Source organism: Gemmatimonadaceae bacterium (assembly GCA_036273715.1).
Taxonomy (GTDB): Bacteria; Gemmatimonadota; Gemmatimonadetes; order Gemmatimonadales; family Gemmatimonadaceae; genus JADGGM01.
This window is the reverse complement of record DASUHB010000028.1, coordinates 221,770-244,715: the sequence shown is the minus strand read 5'-3', so window position 1 is coordinate 244,715 and position 22,946 is coordinate 221,770. Positions and strand designations below refer to the sequence as shown.

The following is a 22,946-nucleotide window of genomic DNA, read 5'->3' as shown; positions in this document are numbered from 1 at the left end:
GCCGACTCGGCTTCTGGAAGGCCGGCATACATGCGCCAGTTGCGCCACATACCGTCCCAAACGCGCAGCGCGGCGAAGACGGGTGACACCAGGGGTAGACGGCGATGGGCGTCTTGCTCGAGGAGCAGAACCCGGTCACGTCGGCGGTCGGGGATCCGTTCACTCGTACCTCAAAGCTTCGATCGGATCGAGCCGGGCGGCTCTTTGCGCGGGGTAGAGGCCGAAGGCGATCCCGACCAGGGCGCTGAACGAGGCCGCGATGAGCACGATATCTGGTTCGATCAACACGGGCCAACCGAACTGGAAGGCGAGTGCCCGCGCGCCAGCAACTCCGAGAGCAATGCCCAGGGCGCCGCCCAGCATCGACAAGGAGAACGCTTCGACCAAGAATTGCGCCCAGATCTGCCGCGGCTTCGCGCCGACCGCCATGCGCAAGCCGATCTCTCGCGTTCGCTCGCTGACGCTGACCAACATGATGTTCATGATCCCGATGCCGCCGACGAGCAGCGATACCGTCGCGATGCCGGCGAGCAGCAAGCCGAATACCTGGGTGGTGTCCTGAAACGCATTTAGGAAGTCGGACTGGTTGCGAATTTCGAAATCATCGGGGCGGCCAGCCGGCAGGCGGTGCTCGCGCCGCAGAATCCGTTGGATGTCCGCCATGGTCTCGGTGATCTGCGATTCGCTCGCCGCCAGCACGTTGATCGAGCGCAGATACTGCGTGTCCATCACGCGGAAGCGCGCGGTGTTGAGCGGGATGAGCACCTGGTCGTCGGGATCGTTGAAGCCGGAGGCGCCGCCCTTGGGAGCGGTGATGCCGATCACCTGGAACTCGATGCCGCTGATGCGAATGCTCTGTCCAACGAGCGAGTTGCCGTTGCCCGGGTCGAGATTGTCGGCGGTCGTGGCGCCGAGCACCGCGACGCGCTTGCGGCCGTCGTCGTCGCTGCGGTCGAACATTCGCCCGGTGCCGATGGTGTATTTCCGCACGTCCAGATAGTTGGGCGTGGTGCCGATGACGTTGGTCGAGGTGTTCGTGTTGCGCCACTGGACCTGCAACTGGCGCGTCATCTCCGGCTCGACGCCGGCGAATGCGTTAGGCGGCGGCGGGCCCTTGGTTTCGAGCGCGTCGGCATCGCTCACCTGCAGCCGGGCGCGGTCGGTGGACGACGCGATGCCGCCCTGGAAGACCTGCCCGGGCACCACGGTCAACATCGTCGTGCCCAGCGCCGAGATCCGGTCTTTCACCGCCAGTTGGGCGCCGCGGCCGAGCGCGACCATCGCGATGACGGCCGCGACACCGATGACGATGCCGAGCATGGTCAGGAGGGAGCGGAGCTTGTTGGCGCGCAGCGCTCCCAGCGCAACGCGGAGGATCTCGCCGATCATCATGGCTAGGGTCTCCTGGCGCCGCCGCCCCCGCCGCCGCGGGCCGCGCCGGCGCGCGGCGTGCTTTGCTGCGAGTTCATCCCGGGCAGGGCGGTGAAGCTCTTGATGCGCTGCTGCCGCGCGTTCTGCGCCTGGAGGAGCATCGCCGTGGTGACGAGCGCGACCTGGTCGCCTTCCGCCAGGCCGCTCTTCACCTCGGTGACGTCGTAGTTGGCGACGCCTAACGAGACGACCCGGGGGACGAAGGTGCCGTTCTGCGCCAGGAACACGAGGCCGGTGTGCCGGTTGGATCCAACGCCGAACTCCGAGCCGGTCGACAGGCCGCCGGTCTGCGCGGCGAAGGCACCGCCGCCGTTCCCGTTGGCGCCGCCGCCGCCGCGGGCGGACCGCCGTCCGGCGGCGCCGGCGGCCCCGCGAGCGCCGCGCTGGCGTGCGGCGCCGGCGGTCGAGTCGGCCGGGTCGATCATGCCGGCCGCCGCCGCCGTGTCTCCGGTCGCGTTAGGCGCCGCGGTCCCGGCGCCGGGGTGCAAGCTGGCCAGCTGCGTCTTGACCTCGCTCGTCACCTTCGCCGGATCCAGGCCTAACGCCTCCGCCACCTGCGCGCCTTCGCGCGGCGTGCGCAGCGCATCGTTGGGCACGGTGAGCACGTTCGTCCGCTGCTGCACCAGCACCGACACGTCGCTGTTCATGCCCGGCATGAGCGCGCCGTCCTTGTTGTCCAGGCGAATGAGCACCGGGAACATCGTCACGCTCTGCTGCACCGTCGCTTCCGGCGCGATCTTCTCCACCGTGCCGACGAACGCCCGGTTGGGATACGCGTCCACCTTCACCGTCGCCTTCTGCCCCGGCTTCACGTTGCCGATGTCGCTCTCGCTCACCAGCGTGCTGTCCATCACCTGGCCCAGGTCGGCCATCTGCAGCAGCAGCGTGCCGCCGCCGGCGTTGTTCGTGGCCGAGCTGATGACCTGGCCTAACGAGACGTCCTTCTCGATCACCACGCCGTTGATCGGCGCCACAATGTGCGCGTCCTCGAGCGCGATCTGCGCGTTGTCGAGGTTCGTTTTCGCCGCCGCCACCGCCGACTGCGCGTTGGCATAGTTGAGCTGCGCCGTCTCCAGGTCGGGCGCGGTGAGCACGCCCGCTTTCGCCAGACCGTTGGCCCGATCGAGCTGGGTCTTGGTGACCGTCAGGTTCGCCTGCGCCGCCAGCAGCGCCGCCTTCGCCTGATTGTAGTTGTTCGTCACCTGGCGCGGATCGACCTGCACCAGCAAGTCACCCGGCTTGACCCGCGAGCCCAGCTCCACCGGCATCTTGATGATCTGCCCCGATGCCTTCGAGCGCACCTGCACCGCATTGATCGGCTGGATGACGCCCGTCGCCTCGACGTCGACGATGAGATCCTGCTTGGCGATCGTGGCCACCTGCACCGCGCTCGCCGGGTTGGCGGCTTTCTTGTTGCAGCCCACCACCACGAGCAGCGCGGCGGCGAGCGGAATATAGGGTCTCACGAATCGTCTCCTGATCGTCACGCTCACGGGGATCTACAGATCTCGGCCCACGAGCGCTTCGAGTTGCGCCTTGGCAACGCGATAATTGAACCGAGCCTGAATGAGCGCCGCGCGCGCCTGAATCAGCGCGGCTTCGGATGTCAACACATCCAATTGCGTGGACGCGCCGAAATCGTACCGCTGGCGCTGCACACGCAGGTCTTCCTCGGCGGCCTCGACCGACGTCTGGTCGATCTCCACCTGCTGCTGATTCGTCCGCAGCGCGCCGTAGAACTGCACGAAGTTCTGTTGGGCAGCGAGCTTCGCATCGCGCAGTTGTGCATCGGCGTTGCGCTGCGCCACATCCGCGACCGCAATGCTCTGCTCGCGCTGTAGCTGGTCGAAAATCGGATAGCTGAGCGAGACGCGGAACTGATTCTGGTAGGCGTATTGATCGGCGACGAACGCCAGGCTGTTGGTGCTGCCGTTGCCGCTGATGTTCCAGCTCGCGCTCAGCGTGGGCAGATACGGCGCGCGGGCCGCTTTCGCGCCCGCGGCCGATGCGACATCCGACGCCTGTGCCTGCCTGACCGCCGGGCCCGCCTCGGCGAGGGCGCGCAACGCGGCGCTGTCCACCGACGCGAATGCGAACTCTTTCGTCGAGTCGTCGGGCGCCGCGGTGACGGTGAAGTTCGTGGCGACGAGCCGGGTCAAAGCCGCATTCGCGTTGTCCAGATCGTAGCGCGCCGTGACAATGGCTAACTGCGCGTTAGCAACCTGGATGACCGCCCGCAGCGAATCCGACTTGGTCGCCTCGCGCGCGCGCACTTTGGCCAGCGCCTGCTTGAGATTTTCGTTGGACTCCTGGAGCTGCGACTCCGCCGCCGCTTCTGCCTCGCGCGCTGCGAGCACCGCGTAGAACTGCTGTTTCACCGACAGCGCGATCGAAAACTGCTGGAGCACTTCGTTCGCGTTCGCCGCGGTCACGTTCGCCTTGAACGTGTGCAGGTTGTAGATGCGCGAGCCGCCGTCGAAGAGATCGAGATTCAGCGCGAGCCCGTGCGACTGCTGCCACGCGTTGCCGGTGAACGGCACCAGTGCGCCCTGCGGATCGAACCGGTCGCCGCCCTGGCGAGACGCCGAGGCGCTCACCGAGAGACTCGGAATGAACGCCGCATAGCCTGCCCGCACCTGCGCCTGACTCGTCTCGATCGTCCCGCGCGCTGCGACCGCCAGCGGCGACGCCCGCTGCGCAAGATGCACCGCTTCATCCAAACTGATCGGACGCGCCGTCGTATCGACGGGGCCAAGCAACGTCGTATCGAACTTCGGTAGCGGCGCCGCCGTGTCGACCGGCGGCGTCGCAGGTGTAGTAGGTTGCTGCGCTGCCAGCGCTGCCGGCAGTGCGAACACGAGCACGAACAATTTCTTCAACGGTGATTCTCCTGGCTGCTCTGCGATTCATCGATGATCTGCTGGAATCGCGCGCGCTGGGTCGGATCGAGCAGCTTGAAGATTTCCGCTCGCGCCGCGAGACGAATCGAATCGAGCTTCGGGCGCACGGGAATCAGCGCGCTGTCGAAGTCGCGATGGCGCTTGTCGAGAATGCTGTCGACCGCCGCGCGCTGCGCCGGCGAAAGCGCCAGGCGATCCGCGAGGACGTCGACGTTGCGGCAGCTCGAACTAGATGTAGTACACGGCTTGTGAACCAGACGGTCCACTGCAAAGCCCACCGCGCCGCCGACAACCAGGACCGCGATCAAGGCGGCGAAGGCGAGCGCTTTCGCGCGCTGCATGGACGGCTCCGGTCAGGGTGAGATGACGTAACGCAGCGTGGCATCGCGCGCGGAGCCCGGCGTCCGGTCGGTCGCCAACTGCAACGGCGCCGTCGCCGGTGTCTCGATGACCCCGTCGTACGCAATGGCCGTCTGACGCGCCGCGTCGCGCGACAACGCGATGCGCGCTGCCACGAGCGCCACCGCCGCCGCCACGAGACCGATCCGCGCGAACCGTGCTAACGGCTGCCACCACTGCTCGACGACGGCTTCGCCGCCGATGCGCGCCATGATGCGCCCGGCGAGGGTCGTCCAGTACGCGTCGTCCGACGGCGCGGCGTACAGACTACGCAACGCGCGGGTCAGGTCGTCATCCCGTCCGTGAGGCCCGATGCGAGGTTCGATACTCATCGTTGACTCCAGAGGTCTCCCAGCGTTCGACGAAGCGCGGCGCGCGCATGATGGAGGTCCGAACGGGCCGTCCCTTCCGGTATCCCCAGCATGCTGCCGATTTCGCCGTGCGTAAATCCTTCGACGTCGTGCAGGACGATCACCGACCGTTGCCGTTGCGACAGCCCCTCGAGTCCCTCCGCGAGGCGCCGGCGCAACTCATCGTGCTCCGCCGGATCGCGAAACGGCAGCGCCACCGAGTCGGACAACGTGTCCGCGTCGCGCACGCGCCGCCGCCGTCCAATGTCGAGCGCCGCGTTAGCCACGATGCGATGGAGCCACGCGCCGAACGCCTGCTCCGGCCGAAACCGATCGAGCGCACGGTAGGCGTGTAAGAAGCCTTCCTGCACTGCATCTTCGGCATCCTCATGCGTGGCCGTGATCGCGCGCGCCACCGCGTACGCCCGGCGCTGATGCAATGTCACCAGCTCCGCGAACGCATCGCGATCACCGTGTTGTGCCGCAACAATCAGGTCCCGCTCGCGCGTGCGAGCCGACCATTCGGTCGACGGCTCATGCACGTGTTGGGCGGTGTGAAGAGACAGTGCTGCGTGCATTCTCGTCCCGGCAGACGTCCGTGTGAGTAACGCGCCGCGGAGGGAAACCGTTGAAGCGCGCCATTTAGCCCCCTGGGAGGCCAGCCAACCCGATGGCGTCCGCGTTCGCGCGCATCGCTTCGATGACGAACTGGATGTGCGAATCGAGCTCGACCCCCAATTCCTGCGCGCCGAGGACGACGTCCTCGCGACTAACGCCCCGCGCGAATGCCTTGTCCTTCATCTTCTTCCGGACGGATCGGGCATCGACATCGTGCACGCTGCGCGATGGCTTGACCAACGCAGTCGCCGTGATGAGACCGGTCAGCTCGTCCACCGCGAACAGCGCGCGCGCCATTGGCGTCGTGCGCGCGACCCCGGTGTACGGCGCGTGCCCGAGTATCGCCGTGACCACATCCTCTGGATACCCGCGCTCTCGCAAAAGTCGCGCGCCGTGGGCCGGATGCTCCGCGTCGGCGGCATGCGCCGCGTTCGGGAATCGCTCGTAATCGAAGTCGTGCATGAGGCCGGCAAGGCCCCAGCGCTCCGGGTCCTCGCCATAGTGCGAGGCGTACGCGCGCATCGCCGACTCTACGGCGAGCATGTGTTTGCGGAGCGATTCGCTGGCCGTGAATTCCTGCATGAGCGCGAGTGCATCGGCGCGCGGCGGCAGAGCTGTCATGTTCGGGGCTGGGCTGGAATGCTGGAACGCGGAACCTCACCGTCACCCCATAACTTAGGAGCGACGGGTTCCCCGACCAAGCTCGCCGCCGGACGCGTCAGTGTACGGGACGCCCGTCGCCACCGCGCGCGCCATTCGGACGGTGCCCGGCGTGCTGCGAGCTGCCGATCAGCGGTGCGTCGGGCGCATTCCGTTAGGCGGAGGTCAGCCCGTCTTCACGTGCGCCACCACCGACAGTCCCTGCCGCAACGGGCGGGCCGTGCCGCAGCCCTTCGTCACGACGATTCGCACCGGCACCCGCTGCACGACTTTGGTGAAGTTGCCCGTCGCATTGTCCGGTGGCAGCAGGGCGAAACGTGCCCCGGTGGCGGCGCTCAGGCTCTGCACTTTTCCTTCGGCGGTGCAGCCCGGATAGGCATCCAGGTCGATCTCGACCGGCTGCCCGACGCGCATGTTGGCGAGCTGCGTTTCCTTGAAGTTGGCCGTGATCCAGGTGCCGGTGTCCGCCACGACCGACATGAGCGTCTGTCCCGGCTGCAACAGTTGGCCTAACTCGACGATTTTCTTGGACACGGTTCCACTCACCGGCGCGGTGATCACCGTGTAGCTCAACTGGAGCCGCGCATCGTCGAGCGCTGCCTGCGCCGCTTGCGTGCGCGCTTCCGCCACGCGCACACCGGCCTGGGCGCTCGTGACGCCCGCGTTGCCCGCCGCCGCCTGTCGCTGCACAGCCTGCAAGTTCGCCGAGGCGGCATCGGCAGCGGCCTGCGCCGCATCCAGTTGTTGGCTGGATATGATCTGCTTGGCCGCCAGCGCCTTCATGCGCGCCAGGTCCGATTGCGCTTGCTCCTCTTCGGCACGCGCGGCCGTGATCCGCGCATCCTGCGCGGCGTACTGGCTCGTCGCCGACGTCACCGCTGCGCGCGCCTGTCCCGGCGCACGCGCCGACCCGACGGTGAAGCGTGCCGCAGTCAGATCCGCTTCGGCCTGCGCCACCTTCACCTTGTATTCCGCGTCATCGATCGTCGCCAAGGTGTCGCCCGCGTGCACGGAGTCGTTATCCTGGACACGCACCGAGTTCACGTAGCCGCCGACTTTGGCCAGCACCGGAATGATGTGGCCATCGACCTGCGCGTCGTCCGTGCTCTCGTGCACCCTCGCGTACAGGTACGACTTGACGCCCCATGCCAGTGCGACGAGCACCACGATCGCGATGATCGGCAGGACGTACTTGCGCTTCGACGGCGCGGCCGGCGGATGCTCGGCTTTCGCCGGTTTGGTCTCGGAATGTTCCTGGTCTACTTCATCGACCATCGTTGCCATGATGTATCCATCGTCAGAGGTCCTGATCGTTCGTCGCCGATCGAGTGGGTCACGTGCTGCACGTCTGCCCTATGGCAAGGCCGTCACCGAGCCTAACGCACGCGCCAGGCCGACGCGCGCCGATTGGTACGAGGCGAGCGCATCGACCAACTGCGTACGCGACGTGTTCAGGGTGAGCGACGCCGTGATGACGTCCGCGTTCCCCGACACGCCGGCGCGAAACCTGTCGCGCGCCTGCGCTACTTCCTGCTCCGTCAACTGGAGCTCCTCGCGCGCCGCGTCCACCGCTTGGCGCGCCGAGCCGAGGTCGAGCAGGGCGCCGCGCACTTCGATGGCCGCCTGCTGGCGCAGGTCGCGCCGCCGCACATCGATCTCGTTCACGCGTGCCTCGGATTCCTCGATGCGGCCTTCGCGATGGAGTCCGTCAAAGACCGGCACCGACACCTGCACGCCCCATTGATAGGTGTTCAGCTTGTTGCCGCCGTTCGTCCCGAGCCACCCCTCATCGCCGAAGGCGGTGAGCGACGGCAACCGTTCGGCGCGAATTGCGCCCGACGTCTGCCGCGCGGCGAGCAGCTGCTCGTCGGCGGCGCGAAGGTCGGGCCGGTTGCGGAGCGCCATGGCGATGGCCGCCTGTTCGTTAGGCATCGTGTCCGACATCGCGAGCCGGGTCAGCGTGTCGGCAAGCTCGATGTGCGCATCCAGCGGCAGCCCGAGCGCGCGGAGCAGGTCGAGCCGCGCCCGGTCGCGTTCGTTGCGTGCGGCGATGAGCTGCGCGCGCACCGACGCGACCTGCGCCCGCGCCCGCGTGACGTCGAGCGCCACGCCGACTCCCGCCGTGAGCTGATCGTTCGCGATGCTCAGCAGCGAATCCGCAAGCACCGAGTCGGCTTCGCGCGCGGCGAGCTGGGCGTCGGCCCGTTGGGCCCGCAAATACGCCAGCGACGCCGCCACCGCCGCTTGTTCGGCCACGTCGGACGCGGTGGCGTTGCTGGCCACGGCCGTCGACTTCGCGCTGCGCAGCCGGCTCAGGGCCGACCAGTCGAAAATCGTCTGCGACAGTTTGCCGCGCACATCGATGGTGTTGACCGGGCCGAGGAGCTGGCCGCCGGGATCCAGACCGGGGAGCGCAAAGCCAAACGTCGCCGTGTTGATCGTGACGCCGTGCTCCATGGCGTACGCCGAGACGTTAGGCAACAAGTCGCTCCGCGCCTGCGTCACCTGCGCCGCCGACTGCGCCGCCTGGAAGTACGCCTCCTGCGCCGTCGCGCTCTGGCGCGCCGCCATGCGCGCCGCGTCGCCTAACGAAAGCGCGCCCGAGAACGTGGTGTCGCGCTCTTGCGGCTGCGCGTGCAGCGTGGACGCCCGTCCCCCGATCGCCATCATCGACACCACCGCCAGCGCCTGTCCCAGCCGACCCCATGCATGCACAGTCATGCCTCGTTCGCCGCGGAAGACGCAGGCGAAGCTGGACGCGAGGCCGCATCCTTTCGCACTGCGCCCAGAAAAAAGTCGAGAAGCTGCCCCAGGACCTCCTCGTCGGTCAGATGCGCCACGAGCGGGTTCCGTTCGCGTTGCGCACACCAGATCCCGTGACTGAAAATGAGCGCCTGAAACATGCGCGCGCCTTCCAGCTCGTCCATCTCGCGGAATTCGCCCGTCGCGATCCCATGACGGAGAATGCCTGCGATCGCATGGACGTTCCGTCCCGGCACCTCGCGATGGAAGAACTCGAGAAGAGCAGGGAAGTTGCGCAGCTCGCCAATGGCCAACCGGTGGAGTTTCTCGAACATCGGTGTGCGAATGTGCTGCCACACCGTGCGCGCGTAATCGATCAACTGCTCCACCGCGGAGGCGCTCGTCGCGACCGCGCGCTCCTGAGCCTGGATGATCGTATCGGCAACGAGCTGCCGGATCATCTCGCAGAAGAGCGTTTCTTTGTTGGAGAAGTAGAGGTAGATGGTGCCCTTGGACACACCAGCCCGCTTCGCGATGTCGTCGAGGCGTGCAGCGGCGAGACCGGAGTCGCCGAACACGTCGATGGCGGCATCGAGAATCTGGCGCGGCCGGGCCTCCGGGAGCCGGCGCCAGCGTGGTTCATCAGGTCGAGCAGCGATCATAGGTCTCAGGCTCTTCTCTTACTAACCGACGAGTCAGTCATGTAGTTTCAAGCTGAAGCCGGCCAAGAGCGAATCAGTGCGGTTGATACGGGTTATATCCGAAGGTAGTTAAATGACTGAACAGTCAGTAATAATGGTGCTCCGCCACCGGACACGCAACGCCGCCCCACGCTGCCGGACTCGACCGCTGGTCAAATCGCGTAGCTTGCCACTCCAGGCTGTCGTGCTACATCATATCCTTCCCCCGTTAGTCACCCCACCGTCAGCGCGACAATTCCATGGCCACCAGCGCAGTACCGCAAGTTCGAGAGCGAACAGCGTACGAGATCATCGATTTCTCGATCCAACTGTACCGCCGGCATTTCGCGACAATTGTGATGATCATGGTGTTGTCGGCGTTTCCGTCGTGGATCGTGCTCTGGATGAGCGGCGTCTTCACGCTTCTGTCGCCGACGCATCCGGTTGGCTCGACCTACGGCTTCAATCCGCTCGTCTTTGCGCTCATGCCGGTCGTGTGGGTCTGGGGCTTCGTCGTGAAGAACGGCATCATCGTCGCGGCATCGGACGCATACCTCGAGGGAACGATCGATCCGGCGCGCGCGATCAAGACGGCGTTCTCCAAGTGGCTGCAGCTCATTGGCGCTGCGATCGGGATTCGCTTCGTGGCCGTCATCGCCGGCGCGTTCACGTTCAGCATCGCGGGCTTCTACCTGTTCCTCCGTTGGTTTGCGGTCGTCCCGGTGCTGCTCATCGAGAACAAGGGCTTCGAAGATGCGTTCCACCGGTCTCGCGACCTCTCGCAAGGCTTCAAGATGCGCATCCTCGGGACGCAGTGTCTCGCGTGGCTGATCGTCTTCGCGGTGATTTTCGCGTTGCAGCTTGCGCTGGCGTTCGTGCCCATGGCCCCGGCGGCGCGACTCCTGATCAATGCCGTGGCGGAGATCCTGGTGCTGCCGGTCGTTTCGATCGTTCTCACGGTGCTTTACTACGACCAGCGCATTCGCAAGGACGGCTTCGATCTCGAGATGATGACCCGCGACCTGGTGGCCGCGCCCGTCGGCGGCTGATCGCCTAACGCAACCCGCCCACGCGACACGAGGGAGCGCGACGCCTGACGCGTCGCGCTCCCAAGTGTCGCGTGGCCGGGGGCCGGCGCCGCGCCTACTGCGTCGTCGCCGCCGTCGCTTGCTCTGCCCCCTCGTAGTGCCGGTTCGTGATCAGCACGATGCTGTACAGAATGCAGAACAGCACGATCACACCGACGATGAGACCGGTGAAACCGGCCTTCTTGTCTCCGGTAAGCGGGGCCGCCATTGCTCGATCTCTCCAGAAAGTGACTGTGATTCGATGCGCACCTCGTCGTGCGCCACCAGCCTGACGATCAGTCGACGCGCACCGAGGTCATCGTGTCGTTGGGCTGGATTTTCTGCATGACCTCCAACCCGCGCGTGATCTTGCCGAACACCGTATGCACGCCGTTCAAGTGCTTCGTGTTCTGCTCGCTCAGGACCATGAAGAACTGACTCCCGCCCGTGTCCTTCCCCGCGTGCGCCATCGAGAGCGAGCCCACTTCGTGCTTGTGCGGGTTGCCCTTGGTCTCGCACTTGATCTTCCATCCCGGACCGCCCGTACCGATACGGCGATCACCCGCCGGCAGATCGCGCGAGAGCGGATCGCCGCCCTGGACCACGAAGTCCGGCACGACGCGATGAAACTTCACGCCGTCGTAAAATTTGCTGTTCGCGAGCCTCTCGAAGTTGGCCACCGTGCCGGGCGCTTCCTTGTCGAACAGCTCGGCCACGATGGTCCCCCGGTTTGTCTCGATCGTTGCGGTTTTCGACATAGCGAGCGGATGCCTGGAGTCTGACGAAGCCACGCCGCACCAGCCGGCGCGACGAGAGCCATGAGCCGATGAACGATAGCGCAGGCGACGGCCCGATGCACGGCCTCAGCCCGTTTCTCCGATGCGCTCGATGATGTCCCACTCCTGATCGGTCACGGGCTGCACCGACAGGCGGCTGCCTTTCTTCAAGAGCACCATGTGCGCGAGCCCGCGTTCCTCGCGCAGCCGCGCCAGCGTCGGCGGATGCGCCAACGGGCGCACCGCGCGCAGATCCACCATGTACCAGGTTGGATTCGCTGGGTCGCTCTTCGGATCGAAGTGGCCCGACTTCTTGTCGAACGCCGTATCGTCGGGATATCCGGATCGCACCACTTCGCAGATGCCCATGATGGCGGTCGGCTCGGCGTTCGAGTGGTAGAAGAACACGGGGTCGCCCACCTGCATCTGATCGCGCAAGTAATTGCGCGCTTGGAAATTTCGGACGCCGTCCCAACACGTTGTGCGGTGCGGCGATTTCCAGAGGTGCTGCCACGAAAACGTCGTCGGCTCCGATTTCACCAGCCAGCGTCGCTTGGCGCTCATACGAGTGATGAGGGGCAGAGGTCGTTGAGGACGCACTGCTCGCACTTGGGTCGGCGCGCCTCGCAGATGCGGCGCCCGTGCTCGATGAGCAGGTGCGACAGCATGGTCCACTGGTCGCGCGGGAACAGCGGGACGAGCGCGCGTTCGATTTTCACCGGATCCGTCTCTTTCGTTAGGCCAAGCCGTTTGGAGAGTCGCGCCACGTGGGTGTCGACCACGATGCCGTCGTTGACCGCGAACGCGTTGCCGAGCACGACATTCGCGGTCTTGCGGCCCACACCGGGGAGCGCGGTGAGCGCATCCATTGTGCGCGGGACGTTCCCGCCGTGCCGCTCGACCAACGCCCGCGACATCCCCAACAGGCTCTTTGCTTTGCTGCGAAAGAATCCGGTGCTCTTGATCATCTCTTCGAGCGTCTCGCGATCGGCGTCGGCGAGTGCGGCCGCGTTCGGATATTTCGCGAACAACGCGGGCGTGACCATATTCACGCGCACGTCAGTGCACTGCGCACTCAAGATCGTCGCGACGAGCAGCTGATACGCGTTGCGATGATTGAGCGCGCAATGCGCGTCCGGGTACGCCAGCGACAAGCGGCGATAATATTCCTCGGCGCGCGCCGGCGTTGCCGTTGCTTTGGAGCGCAGACGCGGCCTTGCCGCGCGAGCTCGTGGCGTCGTCTTTTTCTTGGGTGTGGCGCGCGTGCGCTGAGGCATGCGGACAAAATACGGCGCCGCATCAGCCCGTGGAATGAGCCGGTCCCGCGTTGTCGCCGCTCAGCACCTCGACGTACGCCAGTCGCGTCGACTCCGAGGGCGGCGATGCCGACGCATCGTGTGCGACCAGCAGTTTGGGCCTCGCGTCGAGTGCGTGCAGCGAACGGAGCACGAGCGTCTCGAGCTCGCCCTGGGTCGACAAGGTGCGCAGCCCGCGCCGTTCGCCGCCTGGCAGCGACCCCGCGAATGCGTCTTCTCCGGCAACCCATGGCGCAGCCGCGCGCTGCTCGGCGTCGCCAGACTCGACATTCATGCGCGCGATCACGAGCGACAGGCCCGGTCGCTCGGGCCGCAAGCCGAGTACGAGGAGGATGCGCAGGTCGATCTGCGTGCGTCCATCGGCGCGTGACTCGTCCTCGGCCACGAAGCATCCGTCCACGGGCTCGAACGGCGCGTCGGGCGCCACGCGCGCCCAGAATCGCTGGTTCGGGAATTGGAGGTAGCAGGACGGCGGCGCGGCCAACTGCCATCCCGTCATGTCGTAGCGTCGGGCGATGAGCTTCGACGTGATGGCGTCGGCGAACGAGTAGAAGCGCCGCCCCGCGGCCCAGAATCGGTAACCCTGCCAGAGCAGCTCGCCGTACTGATCGACTGCTTCCGCGGGTGCGTCGTCGGCAATCATCGACGAAAGCGTGGCGCCCACCGTGCCCAACAGAAGAAAGTCGTCATGCCGCAGCGCATCGCGTCCACGCTGCTCCGCTTCGGCGCGAATCTCGGGGAAGGCGTCGTGCTCGAGCGGCTCGAGAACCAGCTCGTAGGGCGTGATGCGCGGTGTCGGCGTCACGACGAGCGCCGTCGCGTGGTCACGCTTCGACGCGCTGCTCGACTCCGGCCACCTCGCGGAACTGACGGACGAGCTCGTGCAGTTGGTGCTCGGTGTAGTCGATTTCTTGTGCTGCGCCTTCGGTGTCGATGAGTCCCGCGCGCATGGAGATCGCGACTTGATTCAGATATCGCACCTTCGCCAGAAAATCCTCGGTCACCGAGCGCAGGGCGATGAATCGTCTGCGACTCGCCGCGGCCCGGCGATAGCGCGCGATCAATTCTTCTTCCGTAAGGCGGCGCGCCGTCTGCTCGACTTCTTGTCGGCTCCGGCCCGGCAGATTGCCGCGGTCCGGGATGCCTTCGTCCTCCCATTCGGTTTCGGCGAACCAGAGTCGGCCGCCATATTCGATTCCGTCGTACGAGATGAGCACGGATACGTCCAGGCGGCGGCCGCCAACCTCGATCGTCGCGAGATATGGCTGGACCGTTTCGTCGGAAGCGCTCATGTGGCCTCGGGCGGTGATGACGAAGGAGATGCGAGCGACGCGGTTTCGTCGAGGAATCGCCGGATGGCTGCGAACAGGGCGTCTGGTGCTTCAACGTAAGGTACGTGACCGCTCTCGTCGAGCACCACGAGGCGCGCGTTCGGTAGCGCCCGGGCTGCTTCTTCGGACGACTCGAGCGGGATCGGATCGAGCCGGCCATGAATGACCAACGTTGGACATTGCACCGTGGTCAGTCCGTTCCGTAGGTCATAGTCGCCCAGGCTGGACCAGACGGATTTCTGGATGCGCGCGATGACGCGAAACGGCGTCAGTGCCCGCGCTCGCTCGACCGTCCCGAAATAGCCTGCAACGCTGAGCTCGAAGGCGCGCTGCCGGTACGCCTCAGGATCACGCTCGCGCAATCCGGATGCGGCGAGCTGTTGGCGGAGCTTGGCAACCGTGTCCGACGCCTGTCGTCGCGCGAATTCCGCTTCGAAGGAATCACGCAGCGGTCGCGAAATGGGAGCGGGATCGATTACCACCATGCGTGCCGGGCGCGGGCCGGTGCCGCGATACGCTTCGATGGCGTACAGCAACGCGAGCAGTCCGCCCCACGAGTAGCCGATCAACGACAGTGGCTCGAGGCCGAGCTCCGGCACGAGCCGCGCGAGGTCGTCGACGTGCGCGCGCCACGTGACCGGCGCCTGATCGGTCGTCCGCGACTGGCCGCTCCCGCGTTGGTCGTAGAACACGAGCTGATATCGATCGGCCAATTCGAGCATCTGCGGCAGCAGATAGTCGTGCGACGCGCCGGGCCCCCCGTGGAGCACGAGGAGGCGCGGCGCGCCGCGGGGACCGTACGATGTCCAGAACAGCGGGACGGCCGTGGTCGTCGTCAGGGGCATTGCGTGTTAGGCATAGGCAGCGGCGAGGCGGACGGTCTGCACGTGCGCGTCGACCGTGTCCGCGAGTCGAGCCCCGTAGCCGCCGCCCAGGACGATGGAAACCGGCAAGCCGATTGCGCGGCACGCATCGAGCACCAACGCGTCGCGTCGCGCGACCCCGGCGTGCGTCAGCCCCAGCCTGCCTAACCGATCGCCGGCGAGGACATCGGCCCCGGCGAGATAGACGGCCAGCTGCGCATCGGCCGCACGCAGCGCGTTGGGCAGGGCGCCGCCGAGGAGCTCGAGGTAGGCGTCGTCACCCGTTCCATCCGGCAGCTCGATGTCCACGCATCCCGGCATGCGATGAAACGGGTAGTTCTTCGCGCCGTGCATGCTGAACGTGAACACGCGCTCGTCGCCGGCGAAGATCGCGTTGGTTCCGTTGCCCTGGTGCACGTCGAGGTCAATGACCACGGCGCGCGCGACGCGATCCTCGTGCTGGAGCGCGCGAATCGCGACCGCCACGTCGTTGAACACGCAAAACCCTTCGCCGTGATCCGCGAACGCGTGGTGCGTGCCGCCCGACAGGTTGATGGCGATGCCGTGCTGCAGTGCGGCGCGCGATGCGGCCACGGTGCCGCCAACCGATCGGTACGACCGCTCGACCAACGCCGGCGACCACGGGAACCCCAGCCGCCGAACGTCGGCGGCGTCGAGGTGTCCCGTGTCGATGTCGTGCATGTAGCGCTCCGTGTGTACCAGGCGAACGTCCTCGATTCGGGCGCGATCCGGCTCGAGCACACGCGACTCGGCAATGATGCCGTCATCGATCACACGGTCTCTGATAAGACGGTACTTCGCCATCGGGAATCGGTGTCCGGGGGGCAGCGGCACCACGTACGCGGCTGAGGACCAGGCGAGCAGCATGAAGGAAAGGACGCGTCTGCAATGTTGAACGTGTTGCGTATGTTATGCCTCGGCGTGAGGCAGTTCCAGCTGCCGACATCGGCTTAGTTTCCGCGCGCGAGGCGGTTACGCGTGGGCGTGCTCGCTGGTCCCTAAGTAGATCGGTTGTGCCCGCATGGGGCGCGACAGCTGGCCTGATGGGCGCGGGAGCCGCTGCGCCACTCTCGAGGAGCCCTGCCCGGCATGGATCACGCACCGACCTTCGCGCGCCATTTCGCTCGCCTCGTCTGGCAGCTGCTCAACGACAGCGATGCGTACGACCTGCAGCTTGCGTCGCTGCACCTTCTCGTCGATGCGTCCCGCGCCGGCGCGGTGACGATCGGCCTGCACGAGCACACGCTGATCGTGAACGGCGCTCCGTTAGGCGATGCGGCGTCCGAAGCCGACGACCTCGTCACGCAGCTCGCCGGGCATTCGGTGAGCGCCGTCACGTTCGAGCAGCCGTCATCGCCCGCGGACGTGCTCGTCATGGCGCGCATTCTCGCGACGGCGCCGACTGCCGGCGACGGTGGACATTCTGTGGTTGCACGGCTCGACGCCCTCGAAGCGCGCAGTGTGCACGTGACGTTGGTCTCGGTGGATGCGGCGCCGGCCCACGCCAGTGTCGCGCCCGCGTTTGGCGCCGATGTGATTCCCGACATCGCCGTGTTTGCGCCGGCCGCCCCCGCTCGGAATGGGGCGAGCGATCCAGGCAACGGCCACGCGTCCGAACCCGATGTCGGCGCGACCATCGCCACCACCGCGCGCCTCAACGAGATGTTCGGCATTTTCACGTCCACGCAGACCGAAAACGGCCCAGGCACCGCGCTGTTCCGACATCTCGATGCCGTGACGATGCCCAAGGATGCGGCGCGCGAGCTGGATGCACTGCTCAAGGTGGTGGCCGAAGCGTCAGCGCGCGCGCGCCATGATGTCGTGGCCGACGTGCTGCACGGCATCGTCGTGCGCGAATCGGCGCTCGGGGACGACGCGATTCGCCGCCAATACGGAGTGGCGCTGCGGCGCATCGCGGTGCCGCCCATTCTCCGCAGCATCACGGCGCTTCTCCCGCGCCGGCGCGACCAGCACGACGAGTACATGGCAGTCATCGCGCGGTGTGAGGATGCGGGCGCCGAAGCGTTGGCCGAGTCGCTCATCGCGGCGCCGACGATCGGCGATCGGCGCGTCTACTACGACGCGCTGATCCGCCTGCGCACCGGCGTGCGGACGCTGGTCCACATGCTCGGCGACTCGCGCTGGTACGTCGTGCGCAACGCCGCCGAGCTGTTAGGCGAGCTCAAGGTGGTCGAGGCCGAAATGGAGTTGATGCGGCTGCTCGAGCACGATGATGACCGCATCCGCGCGGCGGCGGCTAACGCGCTGGCGCGCATCGGCTCCGCGCGCCGAGGCCGCGTATCTCGCGGCACCACGCCGGTGACCGCCGAGATCGGCAATGCCAGCCACGTGGCCGCGAGCGGCCAGCGCTCGGTGCACTCGATCATCACGGCGCTGGAGAAGGAAGCCGACTCGCGGGTGCAGGTCGCGCTGGTCGCGGCGCTCGGTCAGTTGGGCACCGCGCAGGCCGTCGACAAGCTGGTCGAGATCGCGCGCACCGAGCGGGGACTGCTCGCGCGCCAGCGGCCGACACCTTTGCGCGTGGCCGCCGTGCACGCGATCGGCCAGGCGCGTTCGCCCAACGCACAGCAGGCGCTCCAGGCGCTGTTGCGCGACAAGTCGCCCGCCATTCGCGGCGCGGCGTCGTGGGTGATCCTCGGCAAGCGGGACGCGACGGCCACACCGGCGTGACGCGCCGAGGGCGCGCGGTCTCCGCCCGCGCCGTGCCTAACGGTCGGTGAAATCAATGGCCGCCGTCACGCGGCGGCACGTCTCGGCGATCAGCGTCGCGGTGTGATCCACGTCGTCCAGGCTCACCAGCTCGTTGGGCGAATGCATGTACCGGTTGGGCACCGAGACGAGCGCCGTCGCAATTCCCTCGCGCGCGATGTGAATGGCGTCGGCGTCCGTGCCCGTGTCGCGCCCCGCCGCCTGCAGCGTGTACGGCATCGAGAGCGCATCCGCCGTTTCCCGCAGCAGGCGGAAGGCCACCGGCGAAATGATCGACCCGCGCGTCAACACCGGTCCGCTGCCGATCGGATGGTTGCCGAGCTCCTTCTTCTCGATGCCCGGGTGGTCGGTGGCGAAGCTGACGTCGACCACGATCGCCATCCGCGCCCCGATCGCCGCCGCACTCACGCCGGCGCCGCCGCCCCGATAGCCGATCTCCTCCTGCGTCGTGGCCGTCGCGACGACGCGTGCTGCGCCGGGCTTCTCCGCGTAGCGGCGCAGCGCTTCGAGCACGATGAACGCACCGATACGATCGTCGATCGACCGCGACACGATTCGATTGTTCGGAAACGTCATCGTGTGTGAATCGATCACCCCGGCATCGCCGACGTTGAGACGCGCCGTCGTCTCCTTCGCGCTCGTCGACCCGATGTCGACCCACAAGTCCGTGAGCTTGGACGCTTTTTCGCGATCGTCCGCGCGCAGCAAATGGATCGGCTTTTTGCCCACGACGCCGAACACATCGCCCTGGGCGCCGGCAAATCGAATGCGCTGGCCGACGAGCACCTGCACGTCCCACCCGCCGATCGGCGCGATGTAGACGTACCCATCGTCGTCCACGTGCTGCACGATGACGCCGATCTCATCGATGTGGCCTGCGAGCATGATGGTCGGGCCGCCGCCGCCTTCGACGGTCGCCATGCTGTTGCCGTGGACGTCGCCCCGTACGGTGGCGAAGCGCGCCGCTTCCTCGCGCCAGAGGCGGGCGGGTGCAGACTCGAAGCCCGACGGGCCGGGCGTATCCAACAAGCGCTCGAGAAAGGCCACTGCGGTGGGAGGCAGCATCGTGATCGTGTCGTTCCGTTCGGTGAAAGGTCGTGTCCGGTGCGCCGCCTAACTCCGCCGGCGCGGCGCGGCGCGTACGAACCACACAATATGCGAGGCTAGACCCGCCTTCCGTAAGGCCGGGCCGTTGGGCGGTTGGGCGGATACGCCGATGCGTTCGCCGCCGCACCCGCACGCGCAACCGCCGCGCGACAACGATCACCGCCGCGGCCATCACCACGGCCGGAATCATGAGCCCGGCGCTGCACGCCGCCGTGGCGCGAGCGCCCGGCCGTCACAAAAAATATCGCGCGGCACACAATTCGGACGCCCGAACGTTTGTCGTGGCGCCGCAGGGCAACCATATTGCGACGCCGTCTGCCCCATCCCCCCGAGGACACCCGATGCGTCTCCCGATGTGCCTCGCGATCCTCGCCGCGTCGTTCGGTTGGGTCTCGATCGCTCCTGCTCAATCCGCACGCAGCGCCGCGAGCGCGGCAACGTCAGCGCCGGTCAGCAACATCGCATATCGCGTGACGTTCGATTCGTCGGACGCGCGGCGCCGCGTGCTGCACGTCGACATGTCGTTCAACGTGGACGGCGGCGATGCGCCGGTGATCCTCGCGCTGCCGGCGTGGACGCCCGGCTCGTACGAGCTCGACTACTTCGCGCGTGCGGTCCTGCGCTTCGGCGCCGCGAGCGCGGGTCACGATCTCCAGTGGGACAAGGTCGACTACGACACCTGGCGCGTCAGGCCGGCGGGCAGCAAATCGATCACCGTGTCCTTCGACTATCTCGCCGACACCCTCGATAATGCCATGGCGTGGGCGCGCTCGGACTTCGTGATGTTCAACGGCACGAACGTGTTCCTGTATCCGGAAGGGCGCAGCTTCGACTTCCCGTCGACCGTCACGATTCGCACCGAGCCCGACTGGCGCGTGATCACCGGCATGACGCCGGGGCCGGCGCCATCCACGTTCACGGCCTCCAGCTATCACGAGCTCGTCGACATGCCGTTCTTCGTTGGGCGGTTCGACGTCGACAGCGCGCGCGCGCCTAACGGATGGCTGCGCTTTGCGGCGTATCCGACGGGCAGCATGCCCAAGCCGACGCTGACGTCGACACTCGCCCATCTGGCGAAGATCATCCCCGTCGAGGGCGCGGTGTTCGGCGGCGTGCCGTTCACCACGTACACCGTGATGCAGATTGCCGACTCGAGCTACGGCGGCATTTCGGGCCTCGAGCACGCCAACTCGCACGTCGATGTCACCACGCCGCTCGCCATCGGCGAGCCGATCGAAATGTCGATTTATGCCCACGAGATTTTTCACGCCTGGAACGTCAAGCGACTCCGCCCGTCCGATCTCTGGCCGTACCAGTACGCGCACGAGCAGCCCACGCCGTGGCTCTGGGTGAGCGAAGGCATCACTGACTACTACGCCGACCTGTCCGAAGTCCGCGCGGGCGTCATCGACTCCGCGGGCTTCTTCGAGTTGACCGCCGGCAAGATGGCAGAAGTGGCGAACTCGCCACCCGTCGCGCTCACCGATGCGTCGCTCACGACGTGGATCCATCCCGAGGACGGTACCGCCGACATTTACTATCCCAAGGGATCACTCGCCGGATTGATGCTCGACATCATGATCCGCAATGCCAGCGACAACCACGCATCGCTCGACGACGTGATGCGCTCGCTCTACCGCGAGTGTTACGAACATGGCACCGGCTTCAGCGATGCGCAGTGGTGGGCTGCGGTGAGCGCTGCGGCTGGCGGAAAGTCATTCGCCGATTTCAACGCGAGATACATCGACGGCCGTGATCCGTATCCATGGAAAACGCTGCTGCCGCTCGCCGGCCTCCGCGCCACCGTCGACACGGTGCGCACGCCGACACTCGGCGTTTCAGCGGAAAACGATTCAGCCGGCGTGCGCGTCGCGCGTGTGGCGCCAGGCTCGTCGGCCGACGAGGCCGGCGTGCAACCCGGCGACTATTTGCTCTCGGTGGCCGGCGTTCCGGTGACAGACCCCGAATTCATCAATCGACTTCGCGAGAAAGTTGGCTTGCGCACCGGAACGCCGGTGATCTTTCACCTGCAGCGCGGAGATGACACGCTCGATGTCACGGGTAAGCTGCAAGTGCAGGAACGCGTGACGGTTCGCGTGGAAGCCGACCCCGCGGCCAGCCCGAAGGCGATTCGAATCCGTTCGGGCCTCTTGCACGTACGGTGAGCGGCTCTGCACTGTAGACGCATCCTTCCGCGCCTCTCCCCTTCCTCACGACTCCTGATCGGAGACTCGAATGACGGCCACTGCAGCATCGAAAGCGCCCTCCATATGGGAAGACTTCATCGACATTTTCACATCGCCGAGCGAGGTCTTCGCGCGCAGGCAGAACGGGAATTGGTTTCTGCCGATGGTCGTAGTCACCGTGATCTGCTGCTTGATTTTTGTCGGTACGAAGTCGCTGACGCAGCCGGTATTCGACGCCGAGTATGCTCGCGCGACGGCGGCGGCGATGCGCGCGAATCCGCAGGTGACGGCAGCGCAGATGGAGAAGGGCAAAGCCATCTTCGACACGTTTCAAGTCGTCTTTTTTCTCGTCGGCATTCCGATCGGCATTTTCTTCGTTGGGCTGTTGCTGTGGCTCATCGGGAAGCTGTTCGATTCGACGATGAACCTCGGCGGTGGTCTGCTCGTGGCATCGTACGCCGCGTTCCCGAAGATTTTTCAGTTCATCGCCGGCGCGCTCATCGCGTTCTTCTCTGATCCGTCGTCGCTGACCTCGGCGACGAAGATCTCGGTGAGCCCGGCGCATTTCCTCGACGTGTCGAACACATCGCTGATCGTGCTCACGCTGCTCGCGCGCATCGATCTGTTCACGATCTGGTGCACCATTCTGTTGGGCATTGGACTCGCCGTGATCGGAAAGATTTCGCGGTCCAAGGCCATGACCGCGGCGTTCATCGTGTGGATCCTGGCGACGGTCTTCCCGCTCTACCAGGCGATGCGCGCGATGTAGGTTTGAGTCATGCGCGCGATGGTCCTCGAGCGGCCGCGTGCGCCGCTCGCGGCGCGCGAGATTCCTGACCCGGTGCCCGGCCCGGGTCAGGTGCTGCTCGCGGTGCGGGCGTGTGCCGTCTGCCGCACCGACCTCCACGTGCTGGACGGCGAGCTGAACGACCCCAAGGTGCCGCTGGTGTTAGGCCATGAAATCGTCGGAGCGGTTGCGGCTCGCGGCGATGGCGCGACGCGATTCACTGTCGGTACGCGCGTCGGCGTTCCATGGCTGGGCTGGACCTGCGGCGTCTGCAGGTATTGTCGATCCGGTCGCGAGAACCTCTGCGTTCGCGCGCGCTTTACGGGGTACCAGATCGATGGCGGGTACGCCCAGTGCTGCGTGGCCGACGAGCGCTTCTGTTTTCCGCTGCCGTCCTCGTACGACGATGCGCACGCCGCGCCGCTCCTGTGCGCGGGCCTCATCGGGTATCGCGCGCTCCGCGCGGCGGGCGACGGCGAAGCGTTAGGCTTGTATGGATTCGGCGCCGCCGCTCATCTCATTGCGCAGGTGGCCCGCGCGCAGGGCCGCCGGGTGTTCGCGTTCACGCGGCCGGGCGATGCGCCGTCCCAGGAGTTCGCCCGTCAGGTAGGCGCAGAATGGGCCGGCGGCTCGGATGAGATGCCGCCCGTCGAGCTCGACGCCGCCATTCTCTTCGCGCCGGTCGGGGCCCTCGTTCCGGCTGCGCTGCGCGCGGTTGCGAAAGGCGGCACCGTCGTCTGCGCCGGCATCCACATGAGCGACATCCCGTCGTTCCCGTACGACATCCTGTGGGGCGAGCGCGTGATTCGCTCGGTGGCCAATCTCACGCGCCGCGATGGCGACGAGTTTCTCGAGCTCGCACCGCGCGTCCCGGTGCGCACCGACGTCGAGCCCATGCCGCTGGACCAGGCGAACGAGGCGCTCGAGCGGCTGCGCGCCGGGGACGTGCGCGGCGCCGTAGTGCTCACGATGCCGTCCTGAT

General features: G+C 66.6%; 24 protein-coding genes. 5 read left to right on the top strand and 19 right to left on the bottom strand.

Annotation, left to right across the window (positions count from 1 at the left end; genetic code table 11):
* Positions 1-159 precede the first annotated feature (159 nt).
* The 10 genes from VFW04_05610 to VFW04_05565 all read right to left on the bottom strand — a co-directional run bounded on the left by VFW04_05610 (position 160) and on the right by VFW04_05565 (position 9,762).
* Positions 160-1,392: an ABC transporter permease gene (locus tag VFW04_05610; protein HEX5178783.1), complete on the bottom strand. Its 1,233-nt coding sequence runs from the start codon at positions 1,390-1,392 to the stop codon at positions 160-162.
* A gap of 2 nt (positions 1,393-1,394) precedes the next feature.
* Positions 1,395-2,897, bottom strand: a complete 1,503-nt coding sequence (locus VFW04_05605; protein ID HEX5178782.1) for an efflux RND transporter periplasmic adaptor subunit — start codon at positions 2,895-2,897, stop codon at positions 1,395-1,397.
* Positions 2,898-2,930: 33 nt separating this feature from the next.
* Positions 2,931-4,310 carry a TolC family protein gene (locus tag VFW04_05600; protein HEX5178781.1) on the bottom strand — a complete coding sequence of 460 codons (1,380 nt, stop codon included), beginning with the start codon at positions 4,308-4,310 and terminating at the stop codon, positions 2,931-2,933.
* Entirely contained in the window at positions 4,307-4,672 is a 366-nt protein-coding gene (locus VFW04_05595) for a hypothetical protein (protein ID HEX5178780.1), read from the bottom strand. Before VFW04_05595 ends, VFW04_05600 begins: the two co-directional genes overlap by 4 nt.
* Positions 4,673-4,684: 12 nt before the next feature.
* Positions 4,685-5,062: a hypothetical protein gene (locus tag VFW04_05590; GenBank protein ID HEX5178779.1), complete on the bottom strand. Its 378-nt coding sequence runs from the start codon at positions 5,060-5,062 to the stop codon at positions 4,685-4,687.
* Positions 5,059-5,622: a sigma-70 family RNA polymerase sigma factor gene (locus VFW04_05585; protein HEX5178778.1), complete on the bottom strand. Its 564-nt coding sequence runs from the start codon at positions 5,620-5,622 to the stop codon at positions 5,059-5,061. The genes VFW04_05590 and VFW04_05585 overlap by 4 nt, the downstream gene beginning before the upstream one ends.
* A gap of 100 nt (positions 5,623-5,722) precedes the next feature.
* Positions 5,723-6,319, bottom strand: coding sequence for an HD domain-containing protein (locus VFW04_05580; protein HEX5178777.1), 597 nt, complete (start codon positions 6,317-6,319; stop codon positions 5,723-5,725).
* Between the two features lie 204 nt (positions 6,320-6,523).
* Positions 6,524-7,642 (bottom strand): HlyD family secretion protein, encoded by a 1,119-nt coding sequence (locus VFW04_05575; protein HEX5178776.1) that lies wholly within the window; start codon positions 7,640-7,642, stop codon positions 6,524-6,526.
* Positions 7,643-7,711: 69 nt separating this feature from the next.
* Positions 7,712-9,079, bottom strand: a complete 1,368-nt coding sequence (locus VFW04_05570; protein HEX5178775.1) for a TolC family protein — start codon at positions 9,077-9,079, stop codon at positions 7,712-7,714.
* Positions 9,076-9,762 carry a TetR/AcrR family transcriptional regulator gene (locus tag VFW04_05565; protein ID HEX5178774.1) on the bottom strand — a complete coding sequence of 229 codons (687 nt, stop codon included), beginning with the start codon at positions 9,760-9,762 and terminating at the stop codon, positions 9,076-9,078. The genes VFW04_05570 and VFW04_05565 overlap by 4 nt, the downstream gene beginning before the upstream one ends.
* Before the next feature lie 278 nt (positions 9,763-10,040).
* Between VFW04_05565 and VFW04_05560 the strand changes: the two genes are divergently transcribed.
* The gene (locus VFW04_05560) at positions 10,041-10,829 is read left to right on the top strand and encodes a hypothetical protein (GenBank protein HEX5178773.1); all 789 of its coding nucleotides are present in this window, start codon (positions 10,041-10,043) and stop codon (positions 10,827-10,829) included.
* A 94-nt stretch (positions 10,830-10,923) separates the two neighbouring features.
* Here VFW04_05560 and VFW04_05555 read toward each other — a convergent pair whose 3' ends face one another.
* From VFW04_05555 to VFW04_05520, 8 genes are all read right to left on the bottom strand, one after another.
* The gene (locus tag VFW04_05555) at positions 10,924-11,076 is read right to left on the bottom strand and encodes a hypothetical protein (protein ID HEX5178772.1); all 153 of its coding nucleotides are present in this window, start codon (positions 11,074-11,076) and stop codon (positions 10,924-10,926) included.
* Positions 11,077-11,143: 67 nt separating this feature from the next.
* Positions 11,144-11,605 carry a peptidylprolyl isomerase gene (locus tag VFW04_05550; protein HEX5178771.1) on the bottom strand — a complete coding sequence of 154 codons (462 nt, stop codon included), beginning with the start codon at positions 11,603-11,605 and terminating at the stop codon, positions 11,144-11,146.
* A 105-nt stretch (positions 11,606-11,710) separates the two neighbouring features.
* Positions 11,711-12,187, bottom strand: a complete 477-nt coding sequence (locus VFW04_05545) for an EVE domain-containing protein (protein ID HEX5178770.1) — start codon at positions 12,185-12,187, stop codon at positions 11,711-11,713.
* Positions 12,184-12,900, bottom strand: coding sequence for an endonuclease III (nth, locus tag VFW04_05540; GenBank protein HEX5178769.1), 717 nt, complete (start codon positions 12,898-12,900; stop codon positions 12,184-12,186). The genes VFW04_05545 and nth overlap by 4 nt, the downstream gene beginning before the upstream one ends.
* Positions 12,901-12,922: 22 nt before the next feature.
* A complete protein-coding gene (locus VFW04_05535; GenBank protein HEX5178768.1) occupies positions 12,923-13,744 on the bottom strand; it encodes a hypothetical protein in 822 nt (273 codons plus the stop codon).
* A 19-nt stretch (positions 13,745-13,763) separates the two neighbouring features.
* A complete protein-coding gene (locus tag VFW04_05530) occupies positions 13,764-14,231 on the bottom strand; it encodes a hypothetical protein (GenBank protein ID HEX5178767.1) in 468 nt (155 codons plus the stop codon).
* A complete protein-coding gene (locus VFW04_05525) occupies positions 14,228-15,115 on the bottom strand; it encodes an alpha/beta fold hydrolase (protein ID HEX5178766.1) in 888 nt (295 codons plus the stop codon). The genes VFW04_05530 and VFW04_05525 overlap by 4 nt, the downstream gene beginning before the upstream one ends.
* 6 nt (positions 15,116-15,121) lie before the next feature.
* Entirely contained in the window at positions 15,122-16,021 is a 900-nt protein-coding gene (locus tag VFW04_05520; protein ID HEX5178765.1) for a histone deacetylase, read from the bottom strand.
* Between the two features lie 222 nt (positions 16,022-16,243).
* Here VFW04_05520 and VFW04_05515 point away from each other — a divergent pair, with 222 nt between their 5' ends.
* Positions 16,244-17,845 (top strand): HEAT repeat domain-containing protein, encoded by a 1,602-nt coding sequence (locus VFW04_05515; GenBank protein ID HEX5178764.1) that lies wholly within the window; start codon positions 16,244-16,246, stop codon positions 17,843-17,845.
* A 36-nt stretch (positions 17,846-17,881) separates the two neighbouring features.
* On the opposite strand, the gene VFW04_05510 is transcribed toward VFW04_05515, so the two are convergent.
* The gene (locus tag VFW04_05510) at positions 17,882-18,949 is read right to left on the bottom strand and encodes a M20/M25/M40 family metallo-hydrolase (protein HEX5178763.1); all 1,068 of its coding nucleotides are present in this window, start codon (positions 18,947-18,949) and stop codon (positions 17,882-17,884) included.
* 383 nt (positions 18,950-19,332) lie between these two features.
* Here VFW04_05510 and VFW04_05505 point away from each other — a divergent pair, with 383 nt between their 5' ends.
* The 3 genes from VFW04_05505 to VFW04_05495 all read left to right on the top strand — a co-directional run bounded on the left by VFW04_05505 (position 19,333) and on the right by VFW04_05495 (position 22,945).
* A complete protein-coding gene (locus tag VFW04_05505) occupies positions 19,333-21,156 on the top strand; it encodes a PDZ domain-containing protein (protein ID HEX5178762.1) in 1,824 nt (607 codons plus the stop codon).
* Between the two features lie 70 nt (positions 21,157-21,226).
* Positions 21,227-21,946 carry a YIP1 family protein gene (locus VFW04_05500; GenBank protein HEX5178761.1) on the top strand — a complete coding sequence of 240 codons (720 nt, stop codon included), beginning with the start codon at positions 21,227-21,229 and terminating at the stop codon, positions 21,944-21,946.
* 9 nt (positions 21,947-21,955) lie between these two features.
* Entirely contained in the window at positions 21,956-22,945 is a 990-nt protein-coding gene (locus VFW04_05495; protein ID HEX5178760.1) for a zinc-dependent alcohol dehydrogenase family protein, read from the top strand.
* Position 22,946 lies beyond the last annotated feature (1 nt).